The sequence below is a fragment of the Colwellia sp. BRX8-4 genome (assembly GCF_014077345.1).
Taxonomy (GTDB): Bacteria; Pseudomonadota; Gammaproteobacteria; order Enterobacterales; family Alteromonadaceae; genus Colwellia_A.
The window spans coordinates 105,608-120,658 of record NZ_JACGVS010000010.1; the positions used below are offsets into that span (position 1 = coordinate 105,608).

General features: G+C 38.4%; 10 protein-coding genes. 5 read left to right on the forward strand and 5 right to left on the reverse strand.

Going from position 1 to position 15,051, the window contains the following annotated elements; all coding sequences use genetic code 11:
* From H4J56_RS10425 to fldB, 4 genes are all read right to left on the reverse strand, one after another.
* On the reverse strand, window positions 1-2,889 hold the full coding sequence (locus H4J56_RS10425; RefSeq protein WP_259368006.1) for a TonB-dependent receptor: 2,889 nt from the start codon (window positions 2,887-2,889) through the stop codon (window positions 1-3).
* A gap of 107 nt (window positions 2,890-2,996) precedes the next feature.
* The gene (locus tag H4J56_RS10430; protein ID WP_182242516.1) at window positions 2,997-4,058 is read right to left on the reverse strand and encodes a FecR family protein; all 1,062 of its coding nucleotides are present in this window, start codon (window positions 4,056-4,058) and stop codon (window positions 2,997-2,999) included.
* Between the two features lie 184 nt (window positions 4,059-4,242).
* Window positions 4,243-5,484: an ATP-dependent RNA helicase SrmB gene (gene srmB, locus H4J56_RS10435; RefSeq protein WP_070376001.1), complete on the reverse strand. Its 1,242-nt coding sequence runs from the start codon at window positions 5,482-5,484 to the stop codon at window positions 4,243-4,245.
* A gap of 90 nt (window positions 5,485-5,574) precedes the next feature.
* Window positions 5,575-6,123, reverse strand: a complete 549-nt coding sequence (gene fldB / locus H4J56_RS10440; protein ID WP_182216882.1) for a flavodoxin FldB — start codon at window positions 6,121-6,123, stop codon at window positions 5,575-5,577.
* 296 nt (window positions 6,124-6,419) lie between these two features.
* Between fldB and dsbC the strand changes: the two genes are divergently transcribed.
* The 4 genes from dsbC to lysS all read left to right on the forward strand — a co-directional run bounded on the left by dsbC (window position 6,420) and on the right by lysS (window position 11,939).
* The gene (dsbC, locus tag H4J56_RS10445; RefSeq protein ID WP_182221815.1) at window positions 6,420-7,229 is read left to right on the forward strand and encodes a bifunctional protein-disulfide isomerase/oxidoreductase DsbC; all 810 of its coding nucleotides are present in this window, start codon (window positions 6,420-6,422) and stop codon (window positions 7,227-7,229) included.
* A gap of 100 nt (window positions 7,230-7,329) precedes the next feature.
* Window positions 7,330-9,075: a single-stranded-DNA-specific exonuclease RecJ gene (gene recJ / locus H4J56_RS10450; RefSeq protein ID WP_182221814.1), complete on the forward strand. Its 1,746-nt coding sequence runs from the start codon at window positions 7,330-7,332 to the stop codon at window positions 9,073-9,075.
* A gap of 151 nt (window positions 9,076-9,226) precedes the next feature.
* Window positions 9,227-10,325, forward strand: a protein-coding gene (gene prfB / locus H4J56_RS10455; RefSeq protein WP_182221813.1) for a peptide chain release factor 2 whose coding sequence is annotated in 2 segments (ribosomal slippage) — window positions 9,227-9,301 and window positions 9,303-10,325 — 1,098 coding nt in all. Because the reading frame shifts where the segments join, the coding sequence is not laid out codon by codon here.
* A gap of 63 nt (window positions 10,326-10,388) precedes the next feature.
* Window positions 10,389-11,939: a lysine--tRNA ligase gene (gene lysS, locus H4J56_RS10460; RefSeq protein WP_070377186.1), complete on the forward strand. Its 1,551-nt coding sequence runs from the start codon at window positions 10,389-10,391 to the stop codon at window positions 11,937-11,939.
* A 664-nt stretch (window positions 11,940-12,603) separates the two neighbouring features.
* Here lysS and H4J56_RS10465 read toward each other — a convergent pair.
* Window positions 12,604-13,908 (reverse strand): DUF3667 domain-containing protein, encoded by a 1,305-nt coding sequence (locus H4J56_RS10465; RefSeq protein ID WP_182250777.1) that lies wholly within the window; start codon window positions 13,906-13,908, stop codon window positions 12,604-12,606.
* 243 nt (window positions 13,909-14,151) lie between these two features.
* Between H4J56_RS10465 and H4J56_RS10470 the strand changes: the two genes are divergently transcribed.
* A complete protein-coding gene (locus H4J56_RS10470; RefSeq protein ID WP_182217566.1) occupies window positions 14,152-14,700 on the forward strand; it encodes a YkvA family protein in 549 nt (182 codons plus the stop codon).
* Window positions 14,701-15,051: the final 351 nt, after the last annotated feature.

Here is a 15,051-nt window from a genome sequence, read left to right on the forward strand (position 1 = left end):
TTAAAAATCATATTGCAGACTTGCATAAAAATATGCGCCGTTAAAACCGAAAGGAGCTGATCGGCGTGAATATTTGAATACACCTGTGCTATCAACAATGATATTACCTTGTTGATCTTCAATTGTGCCTCCTCGAGAGTTTCCTATACGATTTTTGTCAGGCATAACATCAAATAAATTATGACTACCCACAGTGACCGCAAGATTTTTTGACATTTGATGGCTAACGCTAATATCAGTTAATAGCTCTGCGCCATAAGTTTGTTTACCACCATCGGTTATTGTATATTTACCATAGTGATTGAACAATATATTGATGGTCCAGTGCTGGTTTTTATAAAGGGTGTTTACACTTATTTTATTGCGTGGTTGCCACTCTTCAATGATAGAAATATCTTGCTGTGAAAAAATTTCTTCAACGCTAATGGTATGCAGTGTGCTGTGATCAGGTGTAAATAACTTGGTTACCTCTGTATTGGTAAAGTTTGCCGCTAAGGTGAAGTTAATATCTCCAGAAAAAGCTTGAGTCTGCCAAGTAGCAACAATATCTGTGCCTTGAGTTGCGGTATCTGCACCATTTAAGAAAAACTGTCCTTTGGTAACAGACTCCTCAGTAAAAGCTTGGTCGAGTAGAGGTGATATTCCCATACCCAATTTACTACTAATGACAATACGATTATCAATATCAATCTGATAAAAATCAAAGCTAATATCTACATTTTCAGTAGGGCTATAGATAAAGCCAACACTGAGGTTGTCAGATTCTTCTTCTTTTAAAGAAGGCACCCCGAGTCGAGTGGTCAAAGTACTATCATTTCTGAATGTTTCCACTTCCTCACTCAACAATGAGCCACTTTCGTCAACAATAAACTGTGTACTGATATTATTGAAATACATTTGCTGCATAGAAGGTGCACGAAAACCTGTGCTATAGGCTCCGCGCAAAATAAGTTGCTGGTGTGCTTGCCAATGCACCGCAAGTTTTGTATTGGTGCTGTTACCAAATATATCATAATCATCATAACGAATGGCCGCACTGAGCTCGATAAAGTCATTGATTTGGGTCACAGACTCCGCAAAAAGTGAAACAACATCACGGCTCTCGTTAACCGCAAGTTCAGGTGCAACCCCCGGAAAACCTTGAATACCACCAGCGGCATCTTGGTCAAACAATGCTTGATTATTGTCGGTATCATAATCCTGAAAGCTGTAGGGGTTACCTGGTATTATTTGGTATATTTCTTGGCGAAACTCTGCGCCTAACGCGAGTGAATAATTTTCATAGTCTTGGCTAAAAAGTAAATTTACTGTCTCAAGTGACAAGGATAGCCCGTAAGCAAAAGCAGACTTTGGTAATTGAGCACGTAATTCATCTACTGTTAAGTCACTGGTTTGTAATAGATAGTTAGTGTAAGAAGCATTAAGTGAATCTTTAGTCGTATAGTCTATTTGGTTCTTGCCATAGGTATATGAAATATCAATGGCGCTGTCATTATCGAAAGCCACTTTATAGCCAAAATTGTATGACATATCTTTTATATCTGAATCTATTTTGGGTAAATAACCCTGAGGAATCGTTGCTTGACCATCGCTTAATAGTGGGTTTTCATTGTTATTCGCGCTGTGACGAAAGAATGCGGCAGATTGGTTTTCTCGATGTGAATAGGTTAAAAAGCCATAAAGTTGCCCGTTATTCAGTTCAAATGTACTGTTTGCGGCAAAAGAAAGTTGTTGATACGAAGGGTCGCCAATACGAAATGTTGCTCGGTTAGCGGATAACTCTCGAGGATCATCGGTTTGCCAATGACCATTGTCCAATTGAGTGCACTGGCCAAATTGGCAGGCACCATGTAAACCTGAGCGGTTGGTACTTTGATGGTCGACTAAACTTAATGTGGCATTGATAAAGCCATCATCACCCAGCGGTAAACCTTGCGTATAAGATAGCTGAAAATCTTGACCATCACCTTGCTGATAAGCACCAGCTGATGTTATTAAGGTCGCTTGCTCATTACTATCGTTTAGCACAATATTAATAACACCCGCTATGGCATCCGAGCCATATTGTGCGGCTGCACCATCACGTAAAATTTCAATACGTTTAATGGCTCTTACTGGAATGGCGTTCATATCTGTACCAGCTGTACCTCGGCCAACAGAGCTATTAATATGAATTAAACTCGCTTGATGACGACGCTTACCATTTAATAAAATCAGTGTCTGATCCGGTCCTAAACCACGCAATGTTGCTGGCTGTAATACGTCACTGCCATCACTTATTGCTGAACGAGAAAAATTAAAAGAAGGTACTAGTGCTTGCAATATTTGACCAAGGTTAGTCTGGCCACTATTACGCAGAGTGTCCGCAGATATAATATCAACAGGAACAGGTAACTCTTTTACGGTTCTGCCATTAATATGACTACCAACAATAACTATTTTTTCAATGGCTTTGACTTTTTCTGTGGTCTTAATTTCTTGTTTAGATTTGCTCTGCGCTGTAACGTTATTTTTCTGCTTTATCGACCATTGGCCTTTATTATTTATTTCTGCATGAAGCCCCGTGTTTTTAAGGAGCTTCCTCAAAGCCAAAGAAACTGAGTAATAACCCTCTATGGCATTACTGTTAAAACTTCGGGTTAAATCATAAGAAAATATAATGGTCTGATCGGCCTGCTGGGCAAGTTTAATTAATGCTTGATCAACGGATTGAGCGGCGACAGTAAAGTGCGTTATATTGGGTGCAATAGCTTGTACTTTAGCTTGAGTGGTTAAACTAAAAGATAATGGAAAAATAATAAAGAATGAACAAAAAAAATGTGTCAATAGTTTTGTTAAAACGGCACGGTGTTGCTGTTTTTTTCTTTCTTTAAATAAATAGTTTAGCAAGGTGTCAACTAGTGCTTTGATTGTGATCGTTGAATACAGAAAGCTCACCTTCTATTTATAATTTTTATTCATTGTACTTATCTATAGCCTATTTGAGGCGTTGACCATTAAATTATGGCGTCAGTTGCTTTGGTGATAACTACAGTGTTGTGACTTGTCTTGGTATATTTTAGGTCGAAATTATAGCTAATTGAATCTAATAAAGTACCAACATCGTCTGACTTAAAATAACCGGACACTTTCATTTGGGCAAGCGCTTTATCTTTGATGGTAAATTTAACATCGGTATAGCGACTAATTTCATCAAGTGCAGTGGCCAGTGATTCACCATCAAAAATAAGTATGCCTTTTTTCCAGGAAAGTTCCTGAGATAAAGTGAGTGATGAAATTTTATTTGTCGGTGATTGAATTTTGTTGATTATAGTCGATTTTTCACCTGCAACTATAATGCTATTTTTTTGCGGAAATTGAACCGTACTGGCTATTTTTTTCGTTAATGCCGGTAATGTTTCATTCGAATCAGCGATTAATACTCGCCCTTCGGTAACAATTAACTCTAACTGATTATTATCGCTTTTTTGTACATTAAAAATGGTGCCTAAAGCGGTAAATGATTGTTGCCCAGACGTGACACTAAAGGGGCGTAATTTATCTTTTGCGACTTCAAAAGAGGCTTCGCCTTTGATCAAATTTAATTGACGATGTTCTTCACTGAAGCTAATAGTGAGTAAACTATCAGTGTTTAACTCGACATTTGAACCATCGGGTAAGGTCACTTTTTTATGCTCGCCTATTTTTGTTGAAAATTGATCATAAATAACTTCAGATGACGTTGATTGAAAAAACGAAAATATAGGTTTATTTAAAAAAAACTCACTGGTAATGATACCAAAGAAAATAACACTGGCAGCCATTGATAATTGCATGAATAATTTTTTAGAGTGAGGAGAATGTTTTTTTTCTAAAGGAAATAAACCATTAAACTCGGCAAGTAACTTAGAAATTTTGGTCGAAGGTGAGTACTTATGAAGGGCTAAGTGATGATTGTTTTCTTGATTAACCCAAGCAACAAAAGCTTGTCGCTCTTGTTGCGATAATCCTTGTTCAATGCGAGATAGCCAATACTTGGCCTGCACTTCTATTTCATTATTATATTGTATTTTAGCCATAATAAATATTTTGTCTTCATTCAATTCACGCAAACATCGATATATTTATTCGACCATGCCGTGCATCCTAGCGTAATAGCAAACGGTTTTTTATTATCAAGTAAAACTTACTTTACCTAACAAATCAATATGATAATCAGGGCTTTCAAAACTAGAAAACCCTCCTATATTTTCTACTCTACCTTTATTTCTTTTTGTTTGCACGTTTTGCTTGTTTTTTCGCCTTAGCTTTTTTCTGTGATTTACTAATTTTGATCTTAGGTTTTTTCAAGGCAACTTTAGACTCTTTATATTGTGGTTTTAAGCCTTCAATATTTCGACGTGATAAACGCTCGTCCATGTAACGTTCAATCTTGGCAATGACAGGCATATCGTGTGCTTCAACTAAAGAGATAGCCGTACCTTTATTACCCGCTCTGCCTGTACGACCAATACGATGTAAATAAATATCTGCTTTGCGTGGCATATCAAAGTTAATAACATGAGTAATGTCATCAATATCTAAACCACGAGCAGCAACATCAGTAGCAACCAATACTTTTACCATACCTGAGCGTAAACGGTTAATGGCATGATTACGTTTGTCTTGTGGCATTTTACCTTCAAGCCAAGCACAGGGGATTTCTTCAGCGTAGAGTTTTCCTGACAAATGCTGGACCGTTTCACGTTTGTTGGCAAAAACAACCGTGCGTTCAAAGCCTTCTTGTTTTAACAAGTTGATTAATAATTTAAATTTATGTTCTTTGTCATCTGCTAAGTGAAGCCATTGGTGAATTTTGGCTTTTTCTTTTCGTGATGGGTGAGACTCTAAAAATACTGGCTCGTTAAGTACTTCTTTTGAAAAACGTAAAACACCCGCACCTTCGAGGGTTGCTGAGAAAAGCATGGTTTGCTTACGCCAGCGAGCTTCACCAACAATACGGTTAATCGCATCAGAGAAACCCATATCAAGCATACGGTCAGCTTCATCAAGTACAAGAATTTCAATGTCGCGGGCTTCAAATTGTTCTGATTCAAGATATTCAAGTAGACGGCCTGGCGTAGCAACTAGAATATCGGTGTTCTTAGTTAAGACATCTTTATGGCTGTCATAACTAACACCACCAGTGATCAACCCAGTTTTAATATCAGTTAATTCAGTTAATTGTGTACATTGCTCACTGGTTTGAATAGCAAGCTCGCGCGTTGGTGACAAAATAAGTACCCGAGGAAAACCTGGGCTTTTACGCGGGTAATCTAGCAGATGTTGAGCGATAGGTAATATAAAAGCAGCTGTTTTACCTGTGCCCGTTGGCGCTGAAGCTAAAACATCTTTACCTGTCATGGCGACAGGTAAAACCAACTCTTGAATAGATGTTGGTTTTTTATAGCCAGCATTTGTAATGCCGCCTAGTAGTGCTGAATCTAGGTCAAATTGCTCAAACATAAAGTATAATTTCGGTCAGGATAATATTGCCGTGAATTATAAAGCGAAACAGGCTATTTAGCTAAAGCTAAAGCTATTTATTTTTAGTTTTTATTCACTTTCAATAATCTCAGCTATTTCTCTTTGAATTTGTTGACACCACAATGCAATACGTTCATCACTTTGTTCGTATTGATTGTCTTCATCTAATGCCAAACCGACAAATTGACTATTATCTTCGGTGAGCGCTTTAGAGGCTTCAAACTCATAACCTTGGTTGGGCCAAAAACCAATAACAAAACCATCTTGGGCGATGACTTGTTCATGCAACATGCCCAGCGCATCTTGAAACCACTCGGTATAACCAATTTGGTCACCCATGCCATAAAGGGCGATAATTTTTCCTGATAAATCTAAAGTCGCGATATCATCCCAGTGGCCCTCCCAATCTTCTTGAATTTGACCATAATCCCAAGTAGAAATACCCATGATAACCAGATCGAAATCGTCAATCTTACTTAGTGGTGTCTCTTTGATATTAAACAATTCAACGTCGAACTCTGTCTTGAACTTTGCTTTGTCAGCAAAATATTGTTGAATTTTCTCCGCCGCCATTTCAGTATAACAAGTGGTAGAACCGTAAAATAAACCAATTTTCATGAGGTAGCCTTTAGCATCTTTTTTGAGCTTAGAAGTAAGATATTGACCGATTAACATTAGGGTCACTATTTTTGCGAGAGTTTAACAGATAGTTTATATCAAGGCAGTAAAATATATATATCGTTATAAAGTGGCTGTTTACACTTATTAATAGAGTGATATGACTAGGTTTATTGCATTTTATTTCAATTCCCTGTAATTTTACTCACTAAGAAACGGTCATGTTATATAGCTCAATTAATCTTGTGTAATCACTGAGATTACCGATTGTTAGTTCTACTTTTAGGAAGTCATTAATGTTTAAGAAAATTTCCCTTGCCCTTACGGCGGTTTGTATCGGTGTTGCTGGTTTAGTGTTTGCTGTAGAGCAGCCGACTGTGGTTGCAAGTAGCGCCTCAACCACCACATCTACCATCAATAATCCTACCGAATTCGATGCGGTTCAATTAAAAGCAAAGCTTAGTTTAATGTTAGGCCTAGAAATTGATGCGGTTAAACCATCAGCTATGCCTGGTTTAGTTGAACTTATCACTAACCAAGGTTTATTCTATGCGAGTGCCGATGGTCAATTTTTCATTCAAGGTAAACTTTATGGTTTAGGCGGCAAGGTTGTCAATTATTCAGAAGCAAGTTTAGCGCAAGTTCGACTTGATGGTTTGGACAAGTTTGCTGATGCGATGATTGTCTATCCAGCAAAAAATGAAAAGCATGTTGTTACCGTATTCACCGATATCACTTGTGGCTACTGCCGTAAGATGCATGAACAAATGGATGAATATAATGAAAAAGGTATCACGGTACGTTATTTAGCTTACCCTCGTTCAGGTGTGAAAGACCGTTCGGGTCAATATTCTCAAGGCTTTAAAGATTTACGCTCTATTTGGTGTCACGAAAATCCAGCAGATGCGTTAACAAAAGCTAAAATGGGTTCAAATGTTGCACAACGTATATGTGATAAACCCATTGAAGATGAGTTTGATTTTGGCCGTCAAGTTGGGGTTAGTGGCACACCGGCTGTTATTTTAGAAAACGGTATGATGTTACCTGGCTATCAAGAACCGGATGCGCTTGTTGCTATAATTGAACAGATGAAAGCGGCAGGATAAATTATAATCGTTTGTTAATGATTTAACCTAAGTGGCAGGCCAAATAGCCTGCCATTTTGCTCTCTTAACCTCATTCAATTAATCATCAGAAACTCTCCTTATGCAAAAGCAAATAGTACGCCGTGTCAAAGTTGAAGATAACCATCTTCCCAATCATCTTCATCCACTTATTAAGCAGATATATGCCAGCCGCGGTATTGATAAGGCAATTGAACTCGAACTTAATGTCAGCCAACTCTGTGCCATTGAAAGTTTAAAAGGGATTAATCAAGGCTGTGAGGTTTTATATGAAGGCTTAGTCGCGAATAAAAACATTGCCATTATTGGGGATTTTGATGCAGATGGTGCGACTAGCACTGCATTAATGATGGAAGCTTTACGTTTGTTTGGCTGTGATAATTATCAATTCCTAGTACCTAATCGATTTATATATGGTTATGGTTTAACACCTGAAATTGTCGAAATAGCTGCTAAGCAAGGCGCTGAGCTATTAATAACCGTTGATAATGGTATTAGTTGTGTTGCCGGCGTCGCTAAAGCCAAGTCATTAGGATTAGGTGTTATTGTTACCGACCATCACTTACCGGGCATGACACTACCTGATGCCGACGCTATTATTAATCCAAACCAAGTTGGCTGTGACTTCGCCAGTAAAGCGCTGGCGGGTGTTGGTGTTGCTTTTTATTTTATGATGGCAATGCGTAAATATTTACGTGACAAGAACTGGTTCGTTGACAAAAAAATAGCAGAGCCTAATATTGCTCAACTCCTTGACTTAGTTGCCTTGGGGACCGTAGCCGATGTTGTTTCTCTTGACAACAATAATCGAATTTTGGTTGAACAAGGCTTGAAAAGAATTCGTGCGGGAGTTACGCGCCCAGGCATTCAAGCGTTGCTCGAAATAGCCGGTAAAGATCAGAAAAAGATAGTTGCTAGTGATTTTGGTTTTGCTTTGGGTCCAAGAATAAATGCCGCAGGGCGTTTAGACGATATGTCTTACGGTATTAATTGTTTGCTTGCCAAAGACCTTGCTTCTGCTCGAGTAATGGCTGCTGATCTTGATGATTTAAATAAGTCGCGCCGAGAAATCGAGCAGGGCATGCAGCAAGAAGCAGAACAAGTGCTGAAAAGCTTAAATTTTTCTGATGATAACTTACCGCACGCGATTTCTTTGTTTCAAAAAGATTGGCATCAGGGGGTTATCGGTATTGTTGCTGGTCGTTTAAAAGAAAAGTATCACCGACCCAGTATTGTTTTTGCTGGCACGAGTGATGACCTTTCACTTGAGAAAACAGGAAAAACCAGTGAAATTAAAGGTTCAGCACGCTCTATTCCTGGTTTACATATTAGAGATTTACTGGAACATATTGACACGCAGCACCCAAATATCATTATTAAATTTGGTGGCCACGCCATGGCAGCTGGCTTATCAATAGCAGAAGAAAACTTTGAAGAATTTCAGCGCTTATTAAATCAATATGCCGAGCTTTGGTTAAGCAGTGACGATCTCAAAGGTACGCTCGCCTCCGATGGCGAACTACCCACCAATGAAATGACCTTATCTTTTGCTCAGCTATTACGTGATTCTGGCCCTTGGGGACAAAACTTTATCGAACCTTTATTTGACGATAAATTTAAGCTGGTTCAGCAACGTATTGTCGGCCAGAAACATCTGAAACTGGTTGTTGAAAAAGCGGGGCAAGTTTTTGATGCTATCGCTTTTAATGTTGACTTAAGCCGTTGGCCTGACCATCAAACTCAACAAGTCCACCTTGCTTACCGTCTCGATATTAATGAATTTCGTGGCAAGCAAAGTGTGCAATTTATTGTGGAATACCTTGAATAAAAGCCTGGCGATTCATTGCTTTATTTTCAGCCAGTTTAGTCAGTTAAATCGTTTATTTAGCGATGAAATTACGCTATAATGCGCGACTATTTTATTTTATTCTTTCGGGCGTGCATCTTGACGCCAAATTTGCGATGTAAAATTATAAACTATGATTGAAGCTAACCCGGTATTAAACAAGATTAAAGACATCCGCGAGCGTACAGATATGCTTCGGGGGTATCTTTGACTACGACCAAAGATCAGAACGTTTGGTTGAAGTGGTGCGTGAATTAGAGTCACCTGAAGTTTGGAATGATCCTGAACGAGCACAAGCACTCGGTAAAGAGCGCTCTTCTCTTGAAGCCATCGTTGAAACCATTGATGAAATGGATCGAGGCTGTGAAGACGTTGAAGGTTTAGTTGAACTTGCTCTAGAAGAAGACGACGAAGAAACCTTTAACGATGCGAACGATGAAATTCAAGCGCTAGAAAAAAGTTTAGAAAAATTAGAATTTCGCCGGATGTTTTCTGGTGAACATGACGAAAACAGCTGTTATTTAGATATTCAATCGGGCTCTGGTGGCACTGAAGCACAAGACTGGGCTGAAATGTTAATGCGTATGTATTTGCGTTGGGGTGAAGCACACGGTTATAAAACAGAAGCGATTGAAGTGACTGACGGTGATGTTGCCGGTATTAAAGGGTGTACGATTAAGTATACCGGTGAATACGCTTATGGCTGGTTACGTACAGAAACAGGTGTTCATCGCTTAGTAAGAAAATCACCATTTGATTCCAGTGGTCGTCGTCATACCTCATTTGCTTCGGCATTTATTTATCCTGAGATTGACGATAATATTGAAATCGATATTAATCCTGCTGATTTACGTATTGATACCTTTCGTGCCTCGGGCGCTGGTGGTCAACATGTTAATAAAACTGATTCAGCTATTCGTATTACCCATGTTCCAACGGGCGCTGTTGTCGCTTGTCAAGCTGACCGCTCTCAACATAAGAACCGTGCAACGGCGATGAAGTTGTTAAAAGCTAAGCTCTTTGAAATGGAAATGCAAAAGAAAAATGAAGGCAAGCAAGAATTAGAAGATGGTAAATCTGACATTGGCTGGGGTAGTCAAATACGCTCATACGTTTTAGACGACAGCCGAATTAAAGATTTACGCACAGGCGTTGAAAATCGAAATACCCAAGCAGTTTTAGATGGCGATTTAGACAAATTTTTAGAAGCCAGCCTAAAATCTGGTTTATAAAGTAGAAGAGCCTTGCGTGGCAAGGTTCGACAATCAAAACTTAAAAAGTTAACGAGAAAAAAAATGACCGACCAAGCACAAGTAAATCAGCAAGATGAAAACAAATTAATCGCCGAACGTCGCGGTAAATTAGCGAAAATTCGTGAAAACTGTCCGGCTAATGGCCACCCAAACAAGTTTGACCGAAAACACTACGCTGCTGATTTACAAGCTGAGCATGGTGAGAAAGATAAAGAAACACTTGAAGCTGAAACCGCAACCTATAGTATTGCTGGTCGAGTTATGGCTAAGCGTGGGCCATTTTTGGTACTACAAGATATGTCTGGTCGCATCCAAGCTTATGCACATAAAACAGTGCAAAAAGATATTAAAGAGCGTTGGGGCACTTTAGATATCGGCGATATTATCGGTGTTACCGGCACTATGCATATGTCTGGTAAAGGCGATTTATATGTCAATATGGACGAATATCAATTACTCACTAAGTCATTGCGTCCGTTACCTGAAAAATTCCACGGTTTATCTGATGTTGAAACTAAGTATCGTCAACGCTATGTTGATTTAATCATCAATGAAGAAACGCGTAATACTTTCCTTATTCGTTCAAAAATTGTTGAAGGTATTCGTCAGTTTTTAACTGTTCGTGGTTTCATGGAAGTTGAAACGCCAATGTTACAAACTATTCCTGGTGGCGCAACGGCTAAACCTTTTGAAACTTTTCATAATGCCTTAGACATTCAAATGTATATGCGTATTGCCCCTGAGCTTTATTTAAAGCGCTTAGTCGTTGGTGGTTTTGAAAAAGTATTCGAAATTAACCGTAACTTCCGTAACGAAGGCTTATCTTCACGTCATAACCCAGAATTCACTATGATTGAATTCTATCAAGCTTATGCAGATTACATTGATTTAATGAATATCACTGAAGATATGTTACGTACTCTTGCTGAAAACGTACTAGGTAGCTCTGTTATTCGTAACACAGTTAAAAATAGTGATGGCGAAGTCGTTGAAGAGAAATTTTATGACTTTGGAAAATCGTTTACGCGCTTATCTATGGTTGATGCTATTTTATTATACGGTAACGACCTAGACGAAAACATTTTACGTAACCCAGAAGCAAACTTCGACGCACTTAAAGCTATGGCCAAAACTGTCGGTGTTAAAGAAACAGAAGCATCAAAAGTATGGGGCCCAGGTAAATACATTTGTGAAATATTTGAAGAAGTTGCTGAGCATATGCTTGATCAACCTACTTTCATTACAGAGTACCCTTGGGAAGTTTCACCATTAGCACGTCGTAATGATGACAACCCATTTATTACTGACCGTTTTGAATTTTTCGTTGGTGGCCGTGAATTAGCGAATGGCTTCTCTGAGCTTAATGACGCAGAAGACCAAGCAGCACGTTTCCGCAACCAAGTTGAAGGCAAAGATGCTGGTGACGATGAAGCGATGCATTATGATGAAGACTATATTCAAGCGCTTGAATATGGTTTACCGCCAACTGCGGGTGAAGGTATTGGTATTGACCGTTTAGTGATGCTGTTTACTGACTCACCAACGATCAAAGATGTTATTTTGTTCCCTCATATGCGTCCTTTAGCTGAGTAACCTTTATAAAGAACGCTTTTAGAAGCGTTCATTTTATTTTATAAAAGCCGGATAAGTTAATTACTTATCCGGCTTTTCTGTGTAGAAAGAACGAAGGTGTTATCAAAATGACTGAGCCTTATCCCTTTATCGTCATGCTGAATTTATTTCAGTATCTGCTTTTTGTGTTGTTAACGACGAGATCCTGAAACAAGTTCAGAATGACTGAGGCTTATCCCTTTGTCGTCATGCTGAATTTATTTCAGTATCTGCTTTTTGTGTTGTTAACGACGAGATCCTGAAACAAGTTCAGGATGACGGATGCTTATCCCTTTGCCGTCATGCTGAATTTATTTCAGTATCTGCTTTTGTGTTGTTAACGACGAGATCCTGAAACAAGTTCAGGATGACGGAGGTGTTATCAGGATGAAGGAGGTGTTATCAGACTAACAGTGTCTAGTTATCCCTTTACCGTCATGCTGAATTTATTTCAGTATCTGCTTTTGTGTTGTTAACGACGAGATCCTGAAACAAGTTCAGGATGACGTAGGTGGTATCAGGATGACGGAGGTGGTATCAGGATCTCGTAGGTGGTATCAGGATGACGACGGATACGGTATCTGGTTGACGGAATCCATATCAGCATAACGGGCTTGTATCAGGGCAGGGTAACTGAAACTGTTAGTTAAATATCTGTTAAGCCCCAAACGAAGGCAATTACACCTGTGAAGCCAATAAGTATCATATAGGCGGTGCCGATAAACGAATATTTGATAAAGGTCAAAAAATAACCCTGTTTATAGACGCGCTTTTGCATGATAAATAAATATATCGGGATCCAAATTAATAAGGCTTTACTGGCAAATTCAATCGAGCCAGTAAGTACAGGGAGGACTGTTTCACTATAGCCAGCAAACACATCTAGTAACTCTACCAACAATATAGTAAAGAAAATAAAACTATGGCTGTGCAAGGCAACCGTTAAATGTTCCATATACAGTCGTTTGGAAAATATAAACATTATTTTTAATAAAACAGCAAAAAGAGGTAGTAAAACAAACATTAATTGCGGTAATTTTCCAATAACTTCTTGCACTAGTGGCGTTGCATCAGAGCGGAAGGCATTTTCTGCTTTCTTGATCAAAGACTTTGTAAACACATTAAGGCTTTTATTATTCTCGTCACTTAAAAAATCAAAAGACAAGGTACCATCGGCATTATTGCCTATGGTCGTAGAAGTTTTTTCTACATTATCTAGTTCCTCACCATTTTTAAATTTTGCAATATTTGAGGTTAATAAATCATAACGTTCTTTTTTATTCCCACTAAGTGCTTGTCCATCTTTAAATTGTCTTAATTCTAAATCGACAAGTGTTTTGGTCATATCAATTAACCGTTTATTTTTTTCAATACTGTAATCTTTATTAATATCGGTTAAATAGGTTTCAAATTTTGCGATACTTTTTGTTGTTTCTGACAAATCAACGGTATTGTCTGGTGAGCCATCAATGGCTTTAAGCTTGTTTTTTTCAAGTAAAATAAGCTGATCTTTGATTTGAGTGATTGATGTCTGATTGTCGCTTACCGCGAGAAGAGTATTACTGTCTGAGAGCACAAAAAATTTTAAGGTAATAAAAAAGACAATACTCACAAAAAGGTACAGACGTAGCGGAGGCACGTAATGCACGCGTTTTCCCGCAATATACTCATTAGTTAAAAAACCAGGACGAGCAACTAATGGCAATATAGTTCGGGCGGCACGAGAATCAAAACTAAAAATATCATCAAGAAGGTGTAATATCACCACCCAAAAATATTTCAATGTTGATTCTGCTTGTTGACCACACTGACCACAAAAAGGACCGTTGAGTGGCTGATGACAATTATCACAATTGTTATTTACTGAACTTCTCATGGTATCAGGCTGTTCAGAGACTGATGGCGTGATATCAAGATCACTATTTTTTTTAACTAACTCGGTATTTTGCATAAAAGTTTCAGAATAAATACAAACAATAGAACAAAATCATAGCATTATGTTTATAAAAGTGTGAATGAAAAGTTATAAATATTTACAAATTAATTGAGTTAACTGCGTGCTGTTTGTATAACTATCTGCTAAATTTACTCTAATAAGAAAAATAGGGTTGAATGTACTATGTTTACTATTATGCAAAAAAGTAAATAATAAACAAAGTGTAGTAATAGAAAAGCCAAATACAGGAGAATTATAATGGCGTTTGAAGTTAAATTTGAATTAACAGAGTCAGACTTAGACCACTTCCGTGATGTAATGCGTAAAGCACAATCAGGAGCTGCTAAACTTAGTGAAGCAGTTATTTTAAGTAACGCTAAGAGTATTAGCCAAGATATTAAAGGAAGTGTTCCAGAATTTGTCAGCGAGCGCATTAAAAAACTAGAAACTTTAGTGGCGATGATAGAAGACTCTGAATGGAAAATTCCAGCAGAAGAGCGCAGTGATGTGCTAAGTGCATTGGCTTATTTTAGTGATCCAGAAGATTTAGTACCTGACCATATTCCTGTATTAGGCTTTTTAGACGACGCCATCATGATTGAATTAGTTGCCGAAGAACTGAAAGACGATATTGAAGCGTTTCTAGAGTTTTGTGCTTATCGTAGCCGAGAAGAAGGTCGTAGTGGTGATGCTACAGTGACTCGTGAAGAGTGGCTAGATTCTAAACGTCGCGAACTTCATAGTCGTATGAGAAACCGACGCTCTACACGTCGTAGCGGTCGCTCATCATTTCGTTCAGTTTTTTAAACACTACTTTAAAAACATTGAATTCTAAAAGCTTACTCATTTTTTGAGTAAGCTTTTTTTATGTGTTTTTTATGAGGAGATCCTGAAACAAGTTCAGGATGACGGATGTGGTATCAGGATGACGACGGACGCGTTATCAGGATGAATGAGGTATTATCAGAATGACTGAGGCTTATCCCTTTACCGTCATGCTGAATTTATTTCAGTATCTGCTTTTGTGTTGTCAACAACGAGATCCTGAAACAAGTTCAGGATGACGGAGGTGGTATTAGGATGACGGACTTGTTATCAGGATGATGGGTGTGTTATCAGGATGACGACGGACGCGTTATCAGAATGAAGGAGGCTTAT